Raw genomic sequence first — 21,697 nt, 5'->3', positions numbered from 1 at the left:
GTGTCCCTTGCGCCTGAGAAAGCTCCCGACGAAGGTGGCCACGAAGGCTGTCGCCGCCACTGTCTGCTGCTCCGCCGCCCTGCTCAACGCCTCCTTCGCCATGGCCGCCGACACGGCGCCCAAGCCGTCGTTCAGCGCCGATCCGCTGGCCACCTGGCAGACGGACGGCATCGTCTGGTCACTGGCCTCCGCGCGCGGTGTCGTATACGTCGGGGGAACCTTCACCTCGGTGCGGCCGCCGGGCGCCGCACCCGGCACCAAGGAGGTCTCGCGCCGCAACTTCGCCGCGTTCGACGCCGTGACCGGCGAGCTGCTGCCGTGCGCGCCGTCGTTCACCGGCGGCGAGGGCACCGTACGTGCTCTCAAGGCCTCGCCCGACGGCCGGGTGCTGTACGTGGGCGGCTCCTTCAGTCACGTCGGGTCCACCGGTGTGGCGAGCGCCGTGGCCCTGAACACGGCGGGCTGCACCCTGCGCAAGGACTTCCGGCCGGCGGTGTCCTCGACCGTACGGGCGATCGACACCACGAACCGAACGGTGTATCTCGGCGGTGACTTCGAGCGGGTCGACGGCCGGACCAGGAACCACGTCGCCGCCTTCACCCCCAAGGGCACCCTGCTGCCGTTCGAGGCGGACATCGATGCTCCGGTGCGCGCCCTGTCGGTCGTACCCGCACACGAAAAGCTCTACGTCGGAGGCGAGTTCGAGCGGGTCGACGGCCGGTCGGCCCACTCGTTGGCCGCTCTGAACCCCACCACCGGCGAGCTGACGCACACCTATCCGTCCTGGCTGCCGCCCGACTCGGTGGTGAAGTCGATCGCGTACGACGGCACCCGCTTCTACGTGGCCGCCGAAGGCAGCGGCGAAGGCGTCTTCGACGGCCGCATCGCGGGGCGGATCAGCAACGACGCCATGGTGTGGAAGGACACATGCCTGGGCGCGACCCAGGCTGTCCTGCCCTACGAGGGAGTGCTCTACAGCGCCTCGCACGCGCACGACTGCACCTATACGCCCGGCGGCTTCCCCGAGCGGCAGGACCGGCAACACCTGCTGGCCCAGTCGCCGGAGAACCGCAGGATCCTGCACTGGTTCCCCGACACCGACGAAGGCGTGGGGAAGGGGGTGGAGGGGGTGGGGCCCCGAGCCCTGGCCGTCGCGCGCGGAATCCTATGGGTGGGAGGCGAGTTCACCCGGGTCAACGACCGGCCCCAGCAGAGCCTCACCCGCTTCGGGTCCGGCCCCGGCACCGTCGCGCCGGTAGTTCCCGCCCTCTCGGTCTCCGCCGCGAGCCCTGGAAAGGTCACCCTCCGCTGGCAGACATCCTGGGACCGGACCACCGCGGCGCTGACCTACCGCCTCTACCGGGACGGGCGACTCGTCTCCCGGCAGACGTCGTCGTCGACCTACTGGCACCGCCCGTGGCTGAGATACACCGACTCCGTGCCAGCCGGTACGCGTCACCGGTACCGGATCGAGGTGACGGACGGGATGAACACCTCGCGGAAGTCCCCCTCCCTGAACGTGGCCGTGCCCGCGAAGGTCACCGACAAGGGAGCGGGTGACCCGTGGACGTGACACGCATCGGATACGCGCCCGGCGTCTGGGACCTGTTCCACATCGGGCACCTCAACATCCTGCGCGAGGCGCGTCGCCACTGCGACCGCCTCGTCGTGGGCGTCACCTCAGACGACCTGGCCGGGCGCATGAAGGGCAGGCCGCCGGTCATCCCGCTCGCCGAACGCCTGGACATCGTCCGCAGCCTGCGCCACGTCGACGAGGCCGTCGTCGAGTGGGAGGACGACAAGGTGGAGCGATGGAAGCAGATCGGCTTCCACGTCGTCTTCAAGGGCGACGACTGGCGGGGAACGCCCAAGTGGCAGGCGCTCGAGCGGCACTTCGCGCAGGTGGGCGTCGAAGTCCTCTACTTCCCCTACACCATGCACATCTCCAGCACCCTGCTGCGCGGTGCCCTGGAACTGCTCTCCCTGCAGGGGTCGCCGGAGATCCCCTCAGCGCAGCTCGCGAAACCATTTGACCAGGAAGGCGGCCATGAACAGGACATGGGCCAGCAGCAGGGTGCAGTACAGCGAAAGGAAGATGTGCTGACTCCCCAGGAATAGGAAGCTGAGACAGGTCACGCCGTAGTCGACCGGCAGAAGCAGAACGGACCACAGCGCCGGGCTCGACCCCGTCGGCGCATCGGCCGTCGTCCGCCGCTTGAGCTTCTCCGTCAGAACCCCGGCGAAGAAGATCACCACGGAAGCGAGCTGGAAGATCATCGGCGCCAGCAGGAGGACCGGGCTGGGCAGCGCGAAGAACCGGTAGAACGACACCAGCACCACGAGGTGCAGGCTGACGAGCTTGACGCAGTCCAGCACATGGTCCAGCCACTCGCCGGACGGACTCCCCGAGCGCTGACCGCGCGCGAGTTGACCGTCCGCCGCGTCCAGGGCGAACCCCAGGGTCATGGCCGCTCCGACGCAGACCGACATCACCCGGCCGGGCGGCAGCAGGGCCACGGTGGCCAGGGCCGGAAACGTGAACAGGGAGCCGAGCACGGTGAGCTGATTGGGCGTCGCCCCGACTCGGTAGGCCACCGCGGCCAGTAACCGGCCGGCGGGACGGTTGACGAACAGGCTGTAGACCGACGCCCCCTTCGCGGGCTTCTGTGCCGACGACAACTGCCTGAGCACTTCGGCGAACTCGGTCATTTCCCACCTTGTCGAGAAAATCACTGGAAGGAGGCAATTATGACAGAATCGGGCGGCGGAGTGTCCCGTGTGAGCCGTCGGCATCTCCTGCGTGGCGGAGCGTCGGTGCTGGCCGCGACGGCTCTGTCCACCCACAGTGCGTCCGCCGCCGGTTCGGGAGGGAGAACCAGGGCGGAAACCGTGGTCAACGTGGCCGACCTCGGCGCGGTGGGCGACGGGCGGACCGACGACAGCGCGGCGTTCGAGGCCGCCTACTCCTTCGCCGCCGCGCACGTCTCCCAGGGTGTCGGCCGCGTGGTGATCGAGATCCCCGCCGGTGACTTCCTCATCACCCGTCCGAACGCGTTGCTGGACGGCGTCGCTCCGCCGCGGCCCGCGAGCGGCCTGCGCTTCGCCGGAGCGGGCAAGCGCATGACGACCCTCGTCTTCCGCCCGGACACCGGCCCGGGCTCCTATCTCTGCCGCAACGAGGACGTCTGGTCGAATCTCTCCTTCGAACGCATGCAGTTCCGCTCGGACACGCCCGGCGCCTCCTTCTTCAGGTCGTACTCGACCGGACAGGCGCAGGACTACCGGTTCTCCGAGTGCGAATGGATGGGGGAATGGGAGTACGGGCTCGCCCTGGACGGCACGGACACCAACTCGGAGATGCGGTGGGAGGCGTGCCGGGTCGGCGGCAGCTATCGCCGGGCTTTTCTGTATTCGGGGCTCTCGGGGCGCGCGAAAGACCATCCGAACGACCAGGACCAGTTCCTCAACTACTGGTTCACCGACATGAAGGTCGAATACGACTGGGGCAACTTCCTGGAGTTCCCCTACGGCGGCTCGATCACCTGCCGGGGCGGCTCGTACATCATCACCGGCAAACGCCCGGAGAGTACCCCGGACTACGGCACCACCAGCACGTTCTTCCGCTTTCCCGTCAACGTGCACCATGACTCGGTGCAGCGGTTCCACGCCGAGGACATCCGCTTCGAGGTGCGCAATCCCGACGTGCTGGTCATCGACTGCGTGTGGAACGGCGGAACGGTCCACTTCAGCGACTGCGACGACACCGCCTTCGCCTACCGGGACTTCTCCGCCGAAGTCCGCCCGCACCGCTACGCGGTGGGTCCGCGGGGACCACTGATCCGTTACGACTCCTGCCAGTTGGTGGGCCGCCACGAGTATCGGACCACCGCCGCGCAGGACACTCTCCCGCCGCTCGCCCGCTACGACATGTGCCTGCTCCGCAGCCACGCGGCCGGTGACTTCGCGGTCCCGGCCGACGGCACCGAACGGCCCCGCTTCGTGCGCTTCGTCGACTGCGTCGACAAGCCCGACGCCGGCGACTCGCCCCGGCCGGGATCCCCCACCACCGTGCCTCCGTGCATCGGCCCGACCCCGGCCCCTTCTCCGGCTTCGTCCCCGAGACCGACGCCCACCGCGACGCCCGAGCCGAGCCCCGCGACCACTCCTCCGCCCCCGGACTCGCCGACCCCGTCCGACAGCGACCGGACGGGATGCGCGGCCAAACGGTAGATCCGTCCCGCGGCGGCCGCGCCGCCCCGCCACCTGCCATGACGGCGGGTCACTCGTGGGAGGGACTTTACGGCCCTTCAGCAGGATGGGGGGATCCGGGTGGCCAGAGAATCCATGGGCGCCTAATACTCCAGAAAGGAGTCATTGCCACGCTTCGGTCCCGCCCATTTCACCGGGTTCACCACGCTGCGGCGCAGTAATGAGCACCACCCCGTGTATCGCAGTCGGGCGCGCCGTTTTCCGTGGGCAATCACCTGGTCGCGCCCCACGACAGGAAAGGCATGTGGATGTCACGCTTGGCGCATTCGGCGCTGCATCGGGTCCGCCCGGGCCTGGCCGCGATCACCGCTGTCGCCGCCGTGGTGGCCGTCGGCGTGGGCCAGTCGACCGCGACCGCCGCGGGACCGCCGTCCGTCCCTCGTGCGCAGGACAGCGGATCCGGCGCGCACCGTGAGGGCGCACCGTCCGGCATCAGTACGCTCTCGGACAGGTTGACGACCCCCTGGGGGATCTCGTTCCTGCGGGGCGGGGGGGCCGCGCTGGTGACCGAACGCGACACCGGCGTGGTCTGGAAGGTCGCCCTGAACGGGTCCAAGAAGAAGGTCGGCACGGTCCCGAACGCGGTGTGGAGCCAGGCGACCCAGGACAAGGGCGGCCTGCTGGGTGTCGCCGTGTCACCCACCTGGAACGGGACCACGGACAAGGCCGTGTTCTTCATGGAGACCACGTCCGTCGACAACCGCGTGGTCCGGATGAACTTCAACGGGACTTCGCTGAGCGGCTACACCCCTGTTCTCAGCGGAATCGTCAGGGACACGCAGCACAACGGCGGAAAGATCGCTTTCGGTCCGGACGGCTACCTCTACGTCACCACCGGCGACGCGCAGCAGTCGAAGCTGGCCCAGGACAGGAACTCGCTCAACGGAAAGATCCTGCGGATCACCAAGACCGGTGCCGCCGCTCCCGGAAACCCGTTCGGAACCCGCGTCTACAGCTACGGCCACCGCAACCCGCAGGGCCTGGCCTGGGACGGCAAAGGCCGCTTGTGGGAGACCGAGATCGGCCAGGACGCCTGGGACGAACTCAACCTCGTCAAGCCGGGCGGAAACTACGGCTGGCCCAAGTGCGAGGGCAACTGCTCCGTCGCGGGGATGAAGAACCCCAAGATGGTCTGGAAGCCGAACCAGGGTGGCGTGCCCGCCCAGATCGCGATCGTCAAGAACGTCATCTACGTCACGACGCTCAGCGGCCAGAGGCTGTGGCGGCTCCCGATTGACCCCACCGGCGAAGGCGTCAAGCCGGCGACGGCCTACTACAACGGCGCCTACGGCCGGTTGCGGGCCCTGGCCAAGGTACCCGGCGCCGACCAGCTCTGGCTGGGCACGAGTGACCGCGGCACCGCGAAGGACCTCCTCCTCAAAGTGACCATCAAGTGACGACCCCCTCCTGAACAAGGGGGCGAACTCACCTCTGCCGAAAGGAAGGCACGCACCATGAACGAAGCCATCGAGCACATCGAACAGCCGACCGGGACCACCGCCGAGGAAGCCGGCCGGACCGAGTGGCAGGCCCCCGGGTACACGATCGTCGACACCGCGCTCGAGGTCACCGCCTACTCGCTCAACGTCCGCTAACCGCCGGCATGCTGCTGCAGGTACTCGGCACCGCCGCCGGCGGCGGCATCCCCCAGTGGAACTGCGCGTGCCCCGGGTGCTCCGGGGCACGCGCCCACTGTGTGCGGCGCCGCAGGCACGCCTCGCTGGCCGTCCGGGCCGACGAGGGCCGCTGGTACCTCGTCAACGCCACGCCCGACATCGGAGACCAGATCGAGGCCCACCCGGTCCTGCACCCCGGGCCCGGACCCCGGCAGACACCGATCGCCGGAGTGGTCCTCACCGACGCCGAACTCGATCACACGCTGGGCATCTGGCGGTTGCGCGAGGCGGACGGACTGGAGCTCCTCGCAACCGCCCCGGTCCGCCGGGCACTCGAGGACCGTCTGCACCTCGGCGAGGTGCTCGCCCCCTACACCACCCTGGCCTGGCGGGAACTGGAGCCCCGGGGCGCGCAGCCGCTGCGCGCCGACGCCGCGGGCCCGCCCGCATCCGGCGTACGGATCAGCGCCGTACCCGTCTCGGACAAGCGCCCCAGATACGCCGCCGACGCCCCCGGGCACGACGCCTGGGTCGTCGCACTGCGCCTGTACGACCCGGCCACCGGCAGGTCCGCCCTCTACGCCCCCGCCGTGGCGACCTGGTCCGACGCGCTGCACCGCGCCGCCGCCGAGGCCGACTGCGTCATCGTCGACGGCACCTTCTGGGACGACGAGGAGCCCCGCCGTACCGGCATCTCCGCCCGCACCGCGACGGGCATGGGCCACCTGCCCGTCGACGGACCGGACGGCACCGCCGGCATCCTCGCCACGCTGTCCGCCCGCTGTCTCTACACGCACCTCAACAACACGAACCCCCTCGTCGACCCCGCCGCGCCGCAGCACAAGCAGCTCGCCCGGCTGGGCATCGAGGTGGCCGACGACGGAATGGTGATCGAGCTGTGACCACGACACTTGCCCCGCTGACGGAACCCTGGAGCCCCGCCGAGTTCGAGGCCCGCCTCCGCGAGGTGGGTGAGGCGCGCTACCACGACCGCCACCCCTTCAACATCCGCATGCACCAAGGCGACCTGACCCAGGCCGAGGTGCGCTCCTGGATTGCCAACCGCTTCCACTACCAGCGCCACATCCCCGTCAAGGACGCCCTGATCACCGCCAAGCTGGACTCGTCGCGGCTGCGGCGCATGTGGCTGAGGCGGATCGAGGACCATGACGGGCGCAGCGAGGGCGAGGGCGGTATCGAGCGCTGGCTGCGGCTCGGCGAGGCGGCCGGCCTGGACCGCCGGACCCTGCTGTCGGGCGAGGCCGTGCTGCCCGGCGTACGGCTGGCGGTGGACGGCTACGTCAACTTCTGCCGCCTCCGCTCGACCCTGGAGGCCGTCGCCGCCTCGCTCACCGAGCTGACCGCCCCCGACCTCATGCGCCGGCGCATCGAGGCGTTCGAGCGCCACTATCCCTGGATCGCGTCGGAAGGACTCGGCTACTTCCGCACGCGCGTCGACCAGGGCCGGCGCGACAGTACCGAGGCGCTCGACCTCGTACTCCAGTGGGCCCGCACCCGCACGGACCAGGAGAAGGCGCTGGCCGCGCTCTCCTTCAAGTGCGACGTGCTGTGGTCCCTGCTCGACGCCGTGCAGCACGCGGGGCGGCCCGAGAACGCCGGGCACGACGAGCCGGCGGGCGGCCTCGACCAGATCGACCGGCACGGGCAGGACGACCGACGGGAGCCGAAGTGATCCCGGAGTCCGAGAACACCTGGTGCCCCGCCCTCGCCCCTTCTCTGATGCTGCGCCACGACACCGTGCGCGGCGCGGACCTGCTGGTCCTGCCGGAACGCGTGGTCGTCCTGGAGGGACACGCCGGCATGGTCGTCGGCCTGTGCGACGGCACCCGCACGGTGCCCGGGATCGTCGACGAGCTGGCCGAGCGGTTCCCCGGCGCCCCGGTGGCCGGCACCGTCCCCTCCTTCCTCGACCGTCTGCGACAGGAGGGCTGGCTCAAGTGACCGGTCCCACGAACCCCGCACGCCCCTGGGCTCTGCTCGCCGAACTCACCCACGCCTGCCCGCTGCACTGCCCGTACTGCTCCAACCCGCTGGAACTCGCCCGCCGTTCGAGCGAGCTGAGCGGCGGGGAGTGGGCGGACGTGCTCCGTCAGGCCGCCGGGCTGGGCGTCGTACACACGCACCTGTCCGGAGGCGAGCCCCTGCTGCGCCCCGACCTGGAGCAGATCGTCGCCGCCGCTGAGTCCGCCGGTGTCTACACCCAGTTGGTGACGAGCGGCACCGGCCTGGACGAGGCCCGGCTGGCCGCGCTCACCACGGCCGGGCTGCGCAGTGTCCAGCTCTCCGTCCAGCATGCCGACCCGCGGGCCAACGACCGGATCGCCGGCCGCCGGTCCTCCTTCGCCGCGAAGGAACAGGCCGCGGCCCTCGTCCGCCGGGCCGGGCTCCCGCTCGGTCTCAACCTCGTCCTGCACCGCGACAACCTCGACGCCCTCGATGCCCTCGTCGAGCTGGGCGTGGACTGGGGCGTCGACCGCATCGAGCTCGCCAACACGCAGTTCTACGGCTGGGGTCTGCTCAACCGCACCGCGCTGCTGCCCACCCGCGACCAGCTCGCCCGCGCCCGGGAGTCCGTCGAACACTGGCGGGAGCGGCTCGCCGGCCGCGTCGACCTGGTCTGGGTCGTGCCCGACTACTTCGACGGCGTCGCCAAGCCCTGCATGGGCGGCTGGGGAGCGGTCTCGCTCACCGTCGCACCCGACGGAACCGTCCTGCCCTGCCCGGCGGCCGCCTCCCTGCCCGACCTGCAGCCGCCCAACGTCCGTGACCACGCGCTCGCCTGGATCTGGGAGCAGTCCCCGGCCTTCAACCGCTACCGCGGCACCGAGTGGATGACGGGCCCCTGCAGCGGCTGTCCCCGCCAGGGGGAGGACTTCGGCGGCTGCCGCTGCCAGGCGTTCGCGCTCACCGGCGACGCTGCCCGCACCGACCCGGCGTGCGCCCTGTCGCCGGACCACCACCTCGTCCGCGAGCTGGCCGACGGCGGCAGGGTGGAGCCACCGCCGTACGTCTACCGGCGGCCCGGGGCGGCCCCCGCCCGTGGGGGGCTCCCAGGACCGGGCTCCGGCGAAAACCTGCCGACTTGCTCCCACTAGAGGAGGTACGGGGCGTAAACCGATCGGATGGGTGAAGAGGCCCCCTGTTTCTCCGTCCGCGGCTGGAACCGCGGCTGCGCTCGCCGGCGGAGTCCGGCGAGCTGCTGCACACCCTCGTGGACGCGCTCGGGTCGCCGCCGCACGCGGTCGTTCCCGACCGGACGGCCGCGAATCTGGAGCAGCTCCGATCGGTGTACCGCCGGCACCACCTCTCCGGCCAGGTCTTCTTCGCCCACAAGGCCAACCGGTCCAGCGCCCTGCTGAGGCGGCCGGCCGCCACGGGCGTGGGCGTGGGCGTCGCGGCAGGCGGGCTTCGGTCATGCGGGGCCTGTCTGGCAGTACGGCGACAGCTATGTGGTCGTGGCGATCCGCTGATCGGTCTGGTTCGGCTTGACTTCGAGTGTGCTCTAATTCGTAGCGTTTCAGACATGATCACTGCACAGCACAAGATCGGTTCGGGTTTCGGGGCCGACAGTACGGCCGACGACGTTCTCGACGGCATCGACCTCGGCGGAAAGCTCGCGATCGTCACCGGTGGCTACTCGGGGCTTGGGCTGGAGACCACCCGCGCGCTGACCAGGGCGGGAGCCGAGGTCGTCGTGCCGGCGCGGCGTCCGGACAGTGCGCGGGAGGCGCTCGCGGGTCTGGACAGGGTCGAGGTGGACCAGCTCGATCTGGGTGACCTGGAGAGCGTGCGGGCCTTCGCCGAGCGGTTCCTCGCCTCCGGACGCACCATCGACTTCATGATCAACAACGCCGGGATCATGGCCTGCCCGGAGACCCGGGTCGGACCCGGCTGGGAGGCGCAGTTCGCCACCAACCACCTCGGTCACTACGCCCTGGTCAACCGCCTCTGGCCGGCGATCGAACCCGGCGGCGCCCGCGTGGTCTCCGTCTCCTCCCGCGGCCACCACTTCTCCGGCATCCGCTGGGACGACGTCCACTGGCAGCAGGGCTACGACAAGTGGGAGGCCTACGGCCAGGCCAAGACCGCGAACGTCCTGTTCGCCGTCCACCTCGACAGGCTCGGCAGGGAGAAAGGGGTGCGTGCCTTCGCGCTCCACCCCGGCGGCATCCTCACCCCGCTCCAGCGGCACCTGCCCAAGGAGGAGATGGTGGAGCGGGGCTGGATCGACGAGCAGGGCAACGCACTCAACCCCGAGGGCTTCAAGTCCCCGCAGCAGGGTGCGGCCACCCAGGTGTGGGCGGCGACCTCGCCCCAGCTGGAGGGCCTCGGCGGGGTCTACCTCGAGGACTGCGACATCGCCGAGCCCGCCCCCGAGGGCGAGCGCCTGGGCGTGAAGGCCTGGGCGACGGACCCGGAGCAGGCGGCCCGCCTGTGGGCACTGTCGGCGGAGCTGACGGGCGTCGACGCGTTCGCGGCCTGATCCCTCGCCGAGGCCCGCCTCGCGGCCGTCACCGGACCGGTCAGGAATGGAGAAGCGCCCCTCGCGGAGCCGCGGCTACCGTGGCCGCCACGGGTGTCGTCCGACGTAGGAAAATCGGACGTTACCCTCGAAGCCGGTCGGATCCGGCCAGGCGGCACCGGTGGAGACCGTGAAGGCGGGCCCGCCCGAGGGATGGAGTGACGAGAAGCATGACCAAGAGGACGGACACGCAGTCGCCTGCGCCGCACGCTGCCGACAGCCACGAACTGATCCGCGTGCACGGCGCACGTGAGAACAACCTCAAGGACGTCACCGTCGAGATCCCCAAGCGCCGGCTGACCGTCTTCACCGGTGTCTCCGGCTCGGGCAAGAGCTCCCTGGTGTTCGACACGATCGCCGCTGAGTCGCAGCGGCTGATCAACGAGACCTACAGCACCTTCGTGCAGGGCTTCATGCCCACGCTGGCGCGTCCCGACGTCGACGTGCTGGAAGGGCTGACGACCGCGATCATCGTCGACCAGCGGCGGATGGGCTCCGACCCCCGTTCCACGGTCGGCACCGCCACCGACGCCAACGCGATGCTGCGCATCCTCTTCAGCCGGCTCGGGCAACCGCACATCGGTTCGTCCCGGGCGTTCTCCTTCAACATCCCCTCGATCAGCGGCGCGGGCGCGGTCACGGTCGAGCGCGGCGGCAAGACCGTCAAGGAGCGGCGCAGCTTCAGCATCACCGGCGGCATGTGCCCGCGCTGCGAGGGCCGGGGCACGGTCACGGACATCGACCTGACCCAGCTGTACGACGACAGCAAGTCGCTCAGCGAGGGTGCGCTGACGATCCCCGGCTACAGCATGGACGGCTGGTACGGCCGCATCTTCAAGGGCTGCGGCTTCTTCGATCCGGACAAGCCGATCCGCAGGTTCACCAAGAAGGAACTGCACGACCTCCTGCACAAGGAGCCCACCAAGATCAAGGTCGAGGGCATCAACCTGACGTACGAGGGTCTGATCCCCAAGATCCAGAAGTCGATGCTGGCCAAGGACATCGACGCGCTGCAGCCGCACGTCCGCGCCTTCGTCGAGCGGGCGATGACGTTCACCACCTGCCCCGACTGCGACGGCACCCGGCTCAGCGAGGGGGCCCGGTCCTCGAAGATCGAGGGGATCAGCATCGCCGACGCCTGCACGATGCAGATCAGCGACCTGGCCGCATGGGTCCGCGGTCTCGACGAACCGTCGGTCAAGCCGCTGCTGACGGCGCTGGGGGAGACCCTCGACTCGTTCGTCGGGATCGGCCTCGGCTACCTCTCCCTGGACCGGCCGTCGGGGACGCTGTCGGGCGGCGAGGCCCAGCGTGTCAGGATGATCCGCCACCTCGGCTCCTCGCTCACCGATGTCACCTACGTCTTCGACGAGCCCACGACGGGCCTGCACCCCCATGACATCCAGCGGATGAACGACCTGCTGCTGAGCCTGCGGGACAAGGGCAACACCGTGCTCGTCGTGGAGCACAAGCCCGAGGTGATCGCGATCGCCGACCACGTCGTCGACCTCGGCCCCGGCGCCGGCACGGCGGGCGGCACCGTCTGCTTCGAGGGCACCGTCGAGGGGCTGCGGGCCGGCGGCACCGTCACCGGCCGCCACTTCGACGACCGGGCCGCCGTCAAGGACACGGTGCGCAGGCCCACCGGCATGCTGCAGATCCGCGGCGCGCGGGCGAACAACCTGCAGGACGTAGACGTCGACGTTCCGCTCGGGGTGCTGACGGTGATCACCGGCGTCGCCGGCTCCGGCAAGAGCTCGCTCGTGCACGGGTCGATCCCCGCCGCCGAGGGTGTCGTGTCGGTCGACCAGGGCGCGATCCGCGGCTCACGGCGCAGCAACCCGGCGACGTACACCGGACTGCTCGACCCGATCCGCAAGGCGTTCGCCAAGGCCAACGGCGTGAAGCCGGCCCTGTTCAGCGCCAACTCCGAGGGCGCCTGCCCCACCTGCAACGGCGCCGGCGTCATCTACACCGACCTGGCGATCATGGCCGGCATCGCCACCACCTGCGAGGAGTGCGAGGGCAGGCGGTTCGACGCATCGGTGCTCGAATACCGCCTCGGCGACCGGGACATCAGCGAGGTGCTGGCGATGTCGGTGACCGAGGCCGGCGAGTTCTTCGCGGCCGGTGAGGCCCGTACGCCGGCGGCGCACCGCATCCTCGACCGGCTCGCCGACGTCGGCCTCGGCTACCTCACCCTCGGCCAGCCGCTGACGACCCTCTCCGGCGGCGAGCGGCAGCGGCTCAAGCTGGCCACCCACATGGCCGAGAAGGGCGGTGTCTACGTCCTCGACGAGCCGACCACCGGCCTCCACCTCGCCGACGTCGAGCAGTTGCTCGGCCTGCTGGACCGACTGGTCGACTCCGGTAAGTCGGTCATCGTGATCGAGCACCACCAGGCGGTCATGGCGCACGCCGACTGGATCATCGACCTCGGCCCCGGTGCCGGTCACGACGGCGGGCGGATCGTCTTCGAGGGCACCCCCGCCGACCTCGTGGCAGCCCGCTCCACCCTCACCGGCGAACACCTCGCGGCCTACGTCGGCGCCTGACCGACGCGTGCGCACCGGCTCCGCGCGGCCTCCGGGCCGACGCCTTGTGCAGCACGGGTTCGGCGGTGTCGCACCCTCGACGGTCTGCTGCCCCGTGTCCTCGACGGCGCGGACGCCTACGATGTCCGCGACGGGGAGACCGTGGCCGGCGCCGTCCTCGGACGGAACTTCGGCGGCGGCCATCTGCACGAGAGCAGCTGCTGCGCGCGGTCCAGGAGCGCTGCCACTACGAACCGGGCGAGCTGCGTGTGATCGTTCTCGAGTCCCAGCCGATGCGGCGGAAGTGCCGGCCCTGCCGTCGTGTGGACGCGGCCACAGGGCCGCTCGAGGAGGGCTGTGCGACCGGCGCCGACATGGTGGCCCGCCGGCCCCGGCCGGCCGAGGACGAGCCGGCCGGCCCCGTACGCCGGCACTGCGCGTCGGCGACTGCCGCACCGGCGGCGGCTCATGAGTGAGGCGATCGTGGTGGGGGCCGGGCCGAACGGGCTGGCCGCCGCCGTCACCCTGGCCCGGCACGGGCTGCGGGTCACCGTCCTGGAGGCCGCCGACGAGATCGGCGGAGGCACCCGCAGCGGCGAGGCCATCCTGCCCGGACTGCTGCACGACCACTGCTCCGCGGTGCATCCCATGGCGGTCGGGTCGCCGTTCCTGCGCGAGCTGGACCTGGGCCGGTACGGCCTGCAGTGGCGGCTGCCGGACGTCGACTGCGCGCATCCGCTCGACGGCGGATCGGTCGGCGTCCTGTACAGCTCCGTCAGCGACACCGCGGCCGCGCTGGGCCGGGACGGGGCGCGGTGGCGGCGGTTGTTCGACGGACCCGCCGCCGCGTTCGACATCCTGGCGGAGGACGTCATGGGTCCGCTGCTCCGGGTGCCGCGCCACCCGGTCCGGCTCGCCCGGTTCGGGCTCCCGGCCCTGCTCCCCGCCGCGGCACTGGCACGCACGTTCGCCACGGAGGAGGCCCGGGCACTGTTCGGCGGAGTGGCGGCCCACGCCTTCCAGCCACTGCACCACCCGATGAGTTCCAGCATCGGCCTCGGCATCCTGACCGCCGGACACCGGCACGGCTGGGCGGTCGCGGCGGGCGGCTCCCGCGCCATCACCGACGCCCTCGCGGCCCTGCTCGCCGATCTCGGCGGCAAGATCGAGACCGGGGTGCGGGTCCGGTCGGACACGGACCTTCCGTCCGCCGACGTGACCATGTTCGATCTCGCCCCCGGGGCGGTGGCCGACATCCTCGGCGACCGGCTGCCGCCGCGCGTCGCCCGCGCCTACCGGCGGTTCCGGCACGGCCCGGGCGCCTTCAAGGTGGACTTCGCGGTCGAGGGCGGTGTGCCCTGGTCCGCGCTGCCGGCGCGCCGGGCGGGCACGGTGCACGTCGGCGGCCCGTTCTCCGAAGTGGCCTTCACGGAACGGGAGATCACTGCCGGACGGATGCCCGAGCGGCCGTTCGTCCTGGTGGGCCAGCAGTACCTGGCCGACCCGCAGCGCTCCGTCGGCGACGTGCACCCGGTCTGGAGCTACGCGCATGTGCCGCACGGCTACGACGGCGACGCCACCGAGGCGATCATTGGCCAGATCGAGCGGTTCGCCCCCGGGTTCCGGGACCGCGTGATCGGCATGAGCACCCGCCCCACCTCCGCGTTCCCCGCCCACAACCCGAACTACGTCGGCGGCGACATCCTCACCGGCGCGAAGAACATCCCCCAACTCGTCTTCGGCCCCCGCCTCGGCCTCGATCCGTACGCCACCGGGCTCCCCGGTCACTACCTCTGCTCAGCGGCGACCCCGCCGGGCCCCGGGGCGCACGGGATGTGCGGCCACCACGCCGCCCGAGCAGCGCTGCAAGCGCTGTGACCGACGAAACCGTCGTACTCGCCGGCCGCGCGCTCGCCGGCGGACGCGCAATACATGACGCCACCGACGCCGCCCCTAATACATGACGCTACATGTCAGGTATTGCCCTGAGACTGGGCTCCTCCGAACGGCAGTCCCACGGCTCCAGGAGGGCCCATGAACAGCCACCCGACCCTCTTTCCCACCGGAATCGAAGACCCCACGCGCAAGGCGCCCGGCTCGCCGGAGCGGGCCTGGCTCGGCGTGGTGTCCGCCGAGCACGCCCGGCGTGCGAGCAGGCACGGCTGGATCCAGCTCAACCACGGCGATCGCCGCAATCTCGCCCGGATGCGCCGGGGCGACGGTTTCGTCTTCTACTCGCCCACCGAGCGCATGGGCGACACGGCCGGGCTGCGCGCCTTCACGGCACTGGGAGTCATCGCCGACGACGAGCCCTATCTCGCCGACGAGGTCATGAACATGGGTGCCAGAGGGACTGTGCGGCCATGGCGTCGGGCTGTGGACTTCGAGGACGTGCACGCCGCCGACCTGCGCACCGTCGCCGCCGACCTGGTCCTGACCCAGCGGCCGAACTGGGGGTACGGGCTGCGCTTCGGCCTGGTTCCGCTGGCCGTCGAGGACTTCGAGCTGCTCCGCGTCACGATGGGGCGATGAGGGCGTTGAAGACGATGAGGGCCACGACCGCTGGGACACGTGGCGGAGCTCCCGGCCTGATCCTGACCGGTGGTCAGGTCATCACCGCCGACCATGACTTCACGGTGGTCGGCGGCGACGCGGTGATGCGCGCCCTCGCCGGCCCCGGCGCCCAGGTCGTCGACCTGCGCGGCCGGACCGTGCTGCCCGGCATCAACGACTCGGCCAGGCTCTCGCGCAGCCGCCCATCGGCGCGGGCAGCAGCACGCTGACGCGGGCCTGCAGGTCGCCGGCCGTGGCGAGTTCGGCGTACGCGCTCAGGTTGCCGAAGGCCGGCGGCCGGCCGAGCGGCCCCGAGCAGTGCGTGCCCCTGGCCGAAGCGCTACGCGCCTCCCCGGTCGACGCGGCCTGGCAGGATTTCGCCGACGACCGGAAGGACACCGTCGAGCCGGGCAAGGTCGTCGGCCTCTGCGTCCTGGACCGCCCGCCGCCGGACCTCGACCCGCACGACCTCACCAGGTCGAGGTGGACCTCACCGTGTTCGACGCAGATGCGGTGCACGAGCGCTGAGCCGTGCGGTGGGAGAGACCGAGCGTCCACCGCGTAGCAGCATTCGGCATGCTTCGCAGCGCAAGCCGGTGGCCGACCGCCCTTCGGTAGCCCGATCGGTGCTGTCCCGGCCCGCGGATGTGCGGCCGTCGAGACGGCGCCGGAGGTCACAGCCTGACCCCTCGACTGCTGCCAGGGAACGCAAAAGGCCTGTTGAGAAGCAGTCCGGGTCGAAGGGGCGGGCAGCCCCTGCGCCCCTTTGGCGGGTGCGCGGCTGCACCGCATCCTTCCTTCGAGCGACTCGTGCAGCAATCGGCCCATCCGAACGCGATCCTCGTGCCCGGGCTGGCTACAGCAAGGACGTGACCAAGACTTCAAGGACAATCGCATGAGTCTCAATTCACCTGAGATCATCGCGACACAGATCCCACCGACGGTCGCCCGGCAGACAGCTCCTCGGTCCGGGCAGACCGGCAACCACGTACTCCCGGAGCCCCCGGACGACAAGGAGAAGTACTCCTACGTCAGGCGTCACCTCTGGGTGCTCACGACCGCCTCGCTCATCAGCATGAGCTGTCTCGTCTACAGCCAGTTCAGACTGCTCCACGCCTCGCTCTGGCTGATCGTCCTGCTGCCGTGCCTGGGCTTCACCGTCCTGTACTACGTCACCTCGATGCGGGTGAACGCCTTCACCGCCGACTTCGATCTGAAGGCCCACCGCCGACTTGTCCAGGACTGGCGACCGAAGACGCACCCCACGGTCGCGGTCTTCCTGCCCGTGTGCGGCGAGCCCACAGAGGTCCTGGAGAACACCTGGACACACGTGCGCCGGCTCGCCGACCGCTACCCCGGCAAGGCCACCGCGTACGTACTCGACGACTCCGCGAACCCGGAACTCGCCGCCCTGGCCGAGAGGTTCGGCTTCGTCTACGGGAGCCGGCCCAACCGGGGCTGGTTCAAGAAGGCCGGCAACCTGCACTACGGGCTGGGCATCTCCCACGAGGAGTACATCCTCATCCTCGACGCCGACTTCGCCCCCCGGGCGGACCTTCTGGAGGAACTGCTGCCCTACATGGAGCACGACCCGGAGGTCGGCATCGTCCAGTCACCGCAGTACTTCCGCGTACTCGGCCGGCAGACGTGGATCGAGCGCGGTGCGGGTTCCGTCCAGGAGCTGTTCTACCGGGTGGTCCAGGTGTCCCGTCAGCGGCATGGCGGCGCCATCTGCGTGGGGAGCTGCGCCGTGTACCGGCGCAAGGCCCTCGAGGCCAACGGCGGTACCACGCTGATCGAGCACTCGGAGGACGTGCACACGGGCTTCGACCTGCGTCGCCTCGGCTGGGGCCTGCGCTATGTGCCGATCCCCCTGGCCACCGGCAACTGCCCGGACAACGTGAGCGCGTTCTACCACCAGCAGTACCGTTGGTGTGCCGGCTCCATGAGCCTGCTGGGAAGCAGGAAGTTCTGGGACACGAAGCTCCGACTCACCACCCGGCTCTGCTATGTCTCCGGCTTCTTCTACTACCTCCACACGGCACTGTTCACCTTCGTGGCGCCGTTGATCCCGATCGTCCTGCTCGTGGCCATGCCCGAGAAGCTCAAGGCCGAGAACGCGCTGCTGGTCCTGCCCAGCGTCGTCTACACGGTGCTGCTCTTCCCGTGCTGGCACCGGTGTCGCTACCGGCTCGAAGCCTGGGCCGTGCGCCTGTTGTACGGCTGGGCGCACCTGTTCGCCATCTGGGACATCGTGCGCGGCAGGCGCCAGTCCTGGCGGCCCACCGGCTCGGCGGCCGCGGGCCGGTCCACGAACCGGCGTTTCTGGATCGGTGTCTGGGTCTGGAACGGCGGCACGGCTGTGGTGTGGCTGTGCGCCGCCATCTGGCGAACCGTCACCCTGTACCCCCTGGACTTCTGCATGGTGCTGGCCTCCGGCCTGTTCTACGCCCTGATCGTCGGCCGCGTCCTCGTCCCGCCGCGGACCACCACCGAGGCGCGTGTGCCCGTCATCGCGCCGAGGAAGCTGATGGAGCCCGCGAAAAGTGTCAGGGGAGTGTGAAACGAGAGTCTCGGGGGAGCGGGTGGCACGAAGAGGTCCTCGGAGCCCGGATCCGGGCTCCGAGGACCTCTCGTCGTCATCCGGTCGGGTACGGCGGCCTCAGCCTCTGATCCGTTCCCGGATCCAGGCACCGTTCGGCGTGAGGGAGCCGGCGCGGGAGAAGGTACCGGCTTTACAGGTGCCCTGCTTGAAGACCGAGTGTTCCCGATCGTTGTCGGAGAGGCTCCAGTTCGTCCAACCGATCTTGTCCTTCGCCATCTGGTCGACCCACTTCTGCGCCATGACGTGGTCGCTGCCGTATCCCGTCCACGACGCGATACCCCACTCGGTGACGAAAACCGGGACCTTGGACGAGGCGCGGTGCAGGATTTCCATGTACCCCTCCGCCGCTACTCGCGCGTAGAAGTGAAAGGTGTACATGATGTTCTTCGCGGCCACGGGGTCATTGACGACCGATCGCTCGTCGGAACCCTCGGACGCGCTGAACGTGGCCCAGCCGGGCGTCGGAACGAGGATCACGCTGGCGGGGTCCTGGGAGCGGATCACGGGAATGAGCTTTTCCGCGTAGCTCTTGATGGTCGGCCAGCCCACACTATGGGGCTCGTTGGCAAGCTCGTAGATCACATTGGGCCGCTTCTTGTTCCGCTGCGCGATGTCCTTGAAGAACTTCTTCGCATTCTCGAGGTCCGCGTACGGATCACCCGGGTTGAGCATGTGCCAGTCGACGATGACGTACATGCCACGGGCGCTCGCCCGGTCGATCAACCGGTTCACCAGGTCGGTGAACCTCTTCGGATCCGCCTCGTAACCGCCCTGGCGCGCGTACGTCGCGACACGCAGGACGCTCGCCTTCCAGTCGTGCGCCAGCACGTCCAGAGCGCGGTCGGTCAGGCAGTGGGCGAACCACTGCGTACCGTGCGAACTCATGCCGCGCAGCTGGACCGGCTTGCCGGACGCGGAGCACAGGTGCGTGCCGCAGACGCGGACCTTGCCGTACGCCTGGACCGGAGTCCTGGGCCGGGCGGCCGACCGGTTCTCCGCTCCGTGCGCCGCGGTCGCGGACAGCAGGCCGAGCGCCGCCGCTATGGCCAGCGCGCTTCGGGTGACCCAACGGCTGCGGGAAGGTAGTGAGCGCACCTGTGCCTCCGGTTCCTGGGGATCGTCCTGCACAGCACACTCGGCGAAATGGGCGCGGTAAGTGATGCAGCGCCAGCGCGCTTCGTCCGAGGGACAGAGAATTTCACTCCCCTGGGCCACGGCCGCTCCGTCACCGGGTGTGGAGCTCTGGTCAGGCCTCCCGGCTCCGCAGTGCAGTCTCTGACCGACTTCTTTCACCTCGGTGGCCAATCCCTCGAGTCGGCCTAACGATTGGGTCCGATGAGTGCCCCGTTGATCTGAACACCGCGTTTGCAGTTGCGCAGAGTGATCGAAAGGTGAACGAGGAAATGATTCCCCTGTCGTACGCGCAGCGCCGCATCTGGTTCATCACCCGCTTCGAGGGTCCTTCCTCGACGTACAACATTCCGCTGCTCCTGCGGTTCCACGGAGCGCTCGACACGGCCGCGTTACGCGCCGCGTTCCAGGACGTGATGGTCCGCCACGAGGTCCTTCGGACGGTCTTCGGCGAACTGGACGGCGAGCCGTTCCAGCGCATCCTCGACCCGGCCGAGGTCGAGCTGCCCTGGAAGGACTGGGGGCGGGTGTCTCCCGACCGGGTGCCCGGTGTGATCTCCTCGGTCACGAGCGGCTGGTTCGACCTGTCGGCCGATGTACCGCTGCGGGGGAGCCTCGTCCAGAGCGGCGACGACGAGTTCCTGCTGGTGCTGGTGATCCATCACATTGCCGGTGACGGCGCGTCGTTGGCACCGCTGGCGCGGGACGTGTCCGTGGCGTACCGCGCGCGGGTGGCCGGCCGTGAGCCGGAATGGACGGAACTGCCGGTGCAGTACGCGGACTACACGTTGTGGCAGCGGGAGGAACTGGGGGAGCCGGCAGACCCGGCGAGCCTCCTGTCGGTCCAGGCGGCGTACTGGCGCGAGGAACTCGCCGGGGTGTCGAAGCCGCTGCCGCTGCCGCTGGACCGGCCCCGGCCCGAGGTGGCGAGCCACCGGGGCGGATCGGTGGAGATCAGCCTGTCGACCGAGACGCGGACGCGGGTCGAGGCGATGGCCCGCGCCAACGGCGCGACCGTGTCGATGGTGTTCCAGGCCGCGCTGACCGTGTTGCTGCACCGGATGGGCAGCGGCGACGACCTGACGGTCGGATCGCCGATCGCGGGCCGCACCGACGAGGCGCTCAACGATCTGGTGGGGTTCTTCGTCAACTCGTGGGTGCTGCGGGTCCGGTTGTCCGCGGAGTCGTCGTTCGAGCGGGTGCTGGAACAGGTACGGCAGAAGGCGCTCGCGGCGTACGAGAACCAGGACGTCCCGTTCGAGAGACTGCTGGAGCTGCTGCGGCCGGAACGGTCGGCCGCGCACCACCCGCTGTTCCAGGTGGTGCTGGCGTGGCAGAACAACCAGCCTCCGGAGCTGGAGATGCCCGGTCTGACGGTGTCGATGGAGCCCATCCCGACCGGAACCGCGAAGTTCGACCTGTTCTTCAACCTGGCGCCGGACGAGTCCGACGGCTCGGTGATGGGGGAGATCGAGTACGCCACCGACCTCTTCGACCACTCGACGGTGGAGCGGATCGCGGCGCGGTTCGTGCGCGTGGTGGAGCAGGTGGTCGCCGACCCCGGGATCACCGTCGGCGCCGTCGACGTGCCGGCCGTCGCCGAGCGCGAGCACGGTGCCAAGGCCGTACCGGGTGAGGCCGCGGGCCGCCCGCTCGACGCCGAGGAACGCCACAAGATCCTCGTCGAGTGGAACGACACGGCCCGCGACTTCCCGTGCCCCGGCCCGCTTCATCTGCTGTTCGAGGAGCAGGCCGACCTGCGGCCGGACGCGATCGCACTGCGCTGGGCCGGCGGAACCATGACCTACGCAGAGCTGAACGAGCGGGCGAACCGGATCGCCTGGGACCTCAAGGAGCGCGGCGTCGGCCCGGAGACCGTGGTCGGTGTCGGCATCCGGCGCGGTCCGATCATGGTCGCCGCCGTGTTCGGCGTGCTCAAGGCGGGCGGGGCCTACCTGCCCCTGGAACCGTCGTTGCCGGCCGAGCGCGTGGCCGGCATGCTCATCGACACTGGGGCCCACCTCGTGTTGTCCACCGCGGACACCGAGCCCCTGGCTCTCCCGGCCGGTGTCGAACTCGTCGAGGTGGCCGGTGAGCAGGAGCCGCCGTTGCCCGTCGCCTCGGGCAACCCGGAGCCGGTCGCCGGGCCGGACAACACCGCGTACGTCGTCTTCACCTCCGGCAGCACCGGAAAGCCCAAGGGCGTCGTGGTCACCCATCGCCCCGTCCACAACCTGCTCAACTGGTGCTATCGCACCTTCGGCTTCGGTCCCGACGACGTGGCTCTGTGCGTCACCTCGCTCGGTTTCGACCTGTCGGTCTTCGACATCTTCGGCCTCCTGGGCTGCGGCGGTGGGCTCTACATCGCGGACGCCACCCAGCAACGTGACCCCCAGCTCCTGCTCGACCTGCTGCTCACGGAGCCGATCACTTTCTGGGACTCGGT

Annotated in this window: 18 protein-coding genes and 2 pseudogenes; 18 read left to right on the top strand and 2 right to left on the bottom strand. The window is 70.1% G+C overall.

What is annotated here, in order from left to right:
• Window positions 1-34: 34 nt before the first annotated feature.
• Both ACIF83_RS30645 and ACIF83_RS30640 read left to right on the top strand, forming a co-directional pair.
• The gene (locus ACIF83_RS30645) at window positions 35-1,573 is read left to right on the top strand and encodes a fibronectin type III domain-containing protein (RefSeq protein WP_393484298.1); all 1,539 of its coding nucleotides are present in this window, start codon (window positions 35-37) and stop codon (window positions 1,571-1,573) included.
• Window positions 1,564-1,980 (top strand): annotated as a pseudogene (locus tag ACIF83_RS30640) (adenylyltransferase/cytidyltransferase family protein); the annotation flags it as partial. The gene ACIF83_RS30645 and the pseudogene ACIF83_RS30640, both read left to right, overlap by 10 nt.
• Before the next feature lie 27 nt (window positions 1,981-2,007).
• On the opposite strand, the gene ACIF83_RS30635 reads toward ACIF83_RS30640, so the two are convergent.
• Complete coding sequence (locus ACIF83_RS30635) at window positions 2,008-2,709, bottom strand: CDP-alcohol phosphatidyltransferase family protein (RefSeq protein WP_393484296.1); 702 nt, start codon at window positions 2,707-2,709, stop codon at window positions 2,008-2,010.
• Window positions 2,710-2,748: 39 nt separating this feature from the next.
• Here ACIF83_RS30635 and ACIF83_RS30630 point away from each other — a divergent pair, with 39 nt between their 5' ends.
• The 15 genes and pseudogenes from ACIF83_RS30630 (at window position 2,749) to ACIF83_RS30560 (ending at window position 18,078) form a co-directional block, all read left to right on the top strand.
• Window positions 2,749-4,230: a glycosyl hydrolase family 28-related protein gene (locus tag ACIF83_RS30630; RefSeq protein ID WP_399731736.1), complete on the top strand. Its 1,482-nt coding sequence runs from the start codon at window positions 2,749-2,751 to the stop codon at window positions 4,228-4,230.
• 287 nt (window positions 4,231-4,517) lie between these two features.
• Window positions 4,518-5,666, top strand: a complete 1,149-nt coding sequence (locus ACIF83_RS30625; RefSeq protein ID WP_399731733.1) for a PQQ-dependent sugar dehydrogenase — start codon at window positions 4,518-4,520, stop codon at window positions 5,664-5,666.
• 57 nt (window positions 5,667-5,723) lie between these two features.
• On the top strand, window positions 5,724-5,864 hold the full coding sequence (pqqA, locus tag ACIF83_RS30620; RefSeq protein WP_393484287.1) for a pyrroloquinoline quinone precursor peptide PqqA: 141 nt from the start codon (window positions 5,724-5,726) through the stop codon (window positions 5,862-5,864).
• Between the two features lie 8 nt (window positions 5,865-5,872).
• Complete coding sequence (gene pqqB, locus ACIF83_RS30615; RefSeq protein ID WP_393484284.1) at window positions 5,873-6,787, top strand: pyrroloquinoline quinone biosynthesis protein PqqB; 915 nt, start codon at window positions 5,873-5,875, stop codon at window positions 6,785-6,787.
• Entirely contained in the window at window positions 6,784-7,578 is a 795-nt protein-coding gene (gene pqqC / locus ACIF83_RS30610) for a pyrroloquinoline-quinone synthase PqqC (RefSeq protein ID WP_398139592.1), read from the top strand. Before pqqB ends, pqqC begins: the two co-directional genes overlap by 4 nt.
• Window positions 7,575-7,847, top strand: a complete 273-nt coding sequence (pqqD, locus tag ACIF83_RS30605; protein WP_393484278.1) for a pyrroloquinoline quinone biosynthesis peptide chaperone PqqD — start codon at window positions 7,575-7,577, stop codon at window positions 7,845-7,847. Before pqqC ends, pqqD begins: the two co-directional genes overlap by 4 nt.
• Entirely contained in the window at window positions 7,844-9,001 is a 1,158-nt protein-coding gene (gene pqqE / locus ACIF83_RS30600; RefSeq protein ID WP_399731728.1) for a pyrroloquinoline quinone biosynthesis protein PqqE, read from the top strand. The genes pqqD and pqqE overlap by 4 nt, the downstream gene beginning before the upstream one ends.
• A gap of 428 nt (window positions 9,002-9,429) precedes the next feature.
• Complete coding sequence (locus ACIF83_RS30595; RefSeq protein WP_393484272.1) at window positions 9,430-10,389, top strand: SDR family NAD(P)-dependent oxidoreductase; 960 nt, start codon at window positions 9,430-9,432, stop codon at window positions 10,387-10,389.
• A 209-nt stretch (window positions 10,390-10,598) separates the two neighbouring features.
• Window positions 10,599-12,983 carry an ATP-binding cassette domain-containing protein gene (locus ACIF83_RS30590; RefSeq protein WP_399731725.1) on the top strand — a complete coding sequence of 795 codons (2,385 nt, stop codon included), beginning with the start codon at window positions 10,599-10,601 and terminating at the stop codon, window positions 12,981-12,983.
• 75 nt (window positions 12,984-13,058) lie between these two features.
• Window positions 13,059-13,438 (top strand): annotated as a pseudogene (locus ACIF83_RS30585) (DUF3556 domain-containing protein); the annotation flags it as partial.
• Window positions 13,431-14,840, top strand: a complete 1,410-nt coding sequence (locus tag ACIF83_RS30580) for a phytoene desaturase family protein (RefSeq protein ID WP_399731722.1) — start codon at window positions 13,431-13,433, stop codon at window positions 14,838-14,840. The pseudogene ACIF83_RS30585 and the gene ACIF83_RS30580, both read left to right, overlap by 8 nt.
• A 156-nt stretch (window positions 14,841-14,996) precedes the next feature.
• Window positions 14,997-15,494, top strand: a complete 498-nt coding sequence (locus ACIF83_RS30575) for an EVE domain-containing protein (protein WP_399731719.1) — start codon at window positions 14,997-14,999, stop codon at window positions 15,492-15,494.
• Complete coding sequence (locus tag ACIF83_RS30570; protein ID WP_399731716.1) at window positions 15,491-15,745, top strand: hypothetical protein; 255 nt, start codon at window positions 15,491-15,493, stop codon at window positions 15,743-15,745. Before ACIF83_RS30575 ends, ACIF83_RS30570 begins: the two co-directional genes overlap by 4 nt.
• Window positions 15,746-15,768: 23 nt before the next feature.
• The gene (locus tag ACIF83_RS30565; protein WP_399731713.1) at window positions 15,769-16,080 is read left to right on the top strand and encodes a hypothetical protein; all 312 of its coding nucleotides are present in this window, start codon (window positions 15,769-15,771) and stop codon (window positions 16,078-16,080) included.
• A 330-nt stretch (window positions 16,081-16,410) separates the two neighbouring features.
• A complete protein-coding gene (locus ACIF83_RS30560) occupies window positions 16,411-18,078 on the top strand; it encodes a glycosyltransferase family 2 protein (protein WP_399731711.1) in 1,668 nt (555 codons plus the stop codon).
• A 99-nt stretch (window positions 18,079-18,177) separates the two neighbouring features.
• Here ACIF83_RS30560 and ACIF83_RS30555 read toward each other — a convergent pair whose 3' ends face one another.
• On the bottom strand, window positions 18,178-19,425 hold the full coding sequence (locus ACIF83_RS30555) for a glycoside hydrolase family 5 protein (RefSeq protein ID WP_399731708.1): 1,248 nt from the start codon (window positions 19,423-19,425) through the stop codon (window positions 18,178-18,180).
• Between the two features lie 98 nt (window positions 19,426-19,523).
• Here ACIF83_RS30555 and ACIF83_RS30550 point away from each other — a divergent pair.
• Window positions 19,524-21,697, top strand: a 2,174-nt coding sequence (locus tag ACIF83_RS30550) for a condensation domain-containing protein (RefSeq protein ID WP_399731705.1), incomplete at its 3' end; no start/stop codon positions are given.

The sequence above is a fragment of the Streptomyces sp. NPDC085866 genome (assembly GCF_044541035.1).
In the GTDB taxonomy this organism is placed as follows: domain Bacteria; phylum Actinomycetota; class Actinomycetes; order Streptomycetales; family Streptomycetaceae; genus Streptomyces.
This window is presented reverse-complemented; position numbering and strand designations above follow the sequence as displayed.

What these genes read in the sequence shown, in the direction of transcription:
- ACIF83_RS30635 (WP_393484296.1), bottom strand. Translation starts at nt 2,709, where the DNA reads ATGACCGAGTTCGCCGAAGTGCTCAGGCAGTTGTCGTCGGCACAGAAG.
- ACIF83_RS30580 (WP_399731722.1), top strand. Translation starts at nt 13,431, where the DNA reads ATGAGTGAGGCGATCGTGGTGGGGGCCGGGCCGAACGGGCTGGCCGCC.
- pqqB (WP_393484284.1), top strand. Translation starts at nt 5,873, where the DNA reads ATGCTGCTGCAGGTACTCGGCACCGCCGCCGGCGGCGGCATCCCCCAG.
- ACIF83_RS30590 (WP_399731725.1), top strand. Translation starts at nt 10,599, where the DNA reads ATGACCAAGAGGACGGACACGCAGTCGCCTGCGCCGCACGCTGCCGAC.
- pqqA (WP_393484287.1), top strand. Translation starts at nt 5,724, where the DNA reads ATGAACGAAGCCATCGAGCACATCGAACAGCCGACCGGGACCACCGCC.
- ACIF83_RS30560 (WP_399731711.1), top strand. Translation starts at nt 16,411, where the DNA reads ATGAGTCTCAATTCACCTGAGATCATCGCGACACAGATCCCACCGACG.
- ACIF83_RS30630 (WP_399731736.1), top strand. Translation starts at nt 2,749, where the DNA reads ATGACAGAATCGGGCGGCGGAGTGTCCCGTGTGAGCCGTCGGCATCTC.
- ACIF83_RS30570 (WP_399731716.1), top strand. Translation starts at nt 15,491, where the DNA reads ATGAGGGCGTTGAAGACGATGAGGGCCACGACCGCTGGGACACGTGGC.
- ACIF83_RS30575 (WP_399731719.1), top strand. Translation starts at nt 14,997, where the DNA reads ATGAACAGCCACCCGACCCTCTTTCCCACCGGAATCGAAGACCCCACG.
- ACIF83_RS30595 (WP_393484272.1), top strand. Translation starts at nt 9,430, where the DNA reads ATGATCACTGCACAGCACAAGATCGGTTCGGGTTTCGGGGCCGACAGT.
- ACIF83_RS30625 (WP_399731733.1), top strand. Translation starts at nt 4,518, where the DNA reads ATGTCACGCTTGGCGCATTCGGCGCTGCATCGGGTCCGCCCGGGCCTG.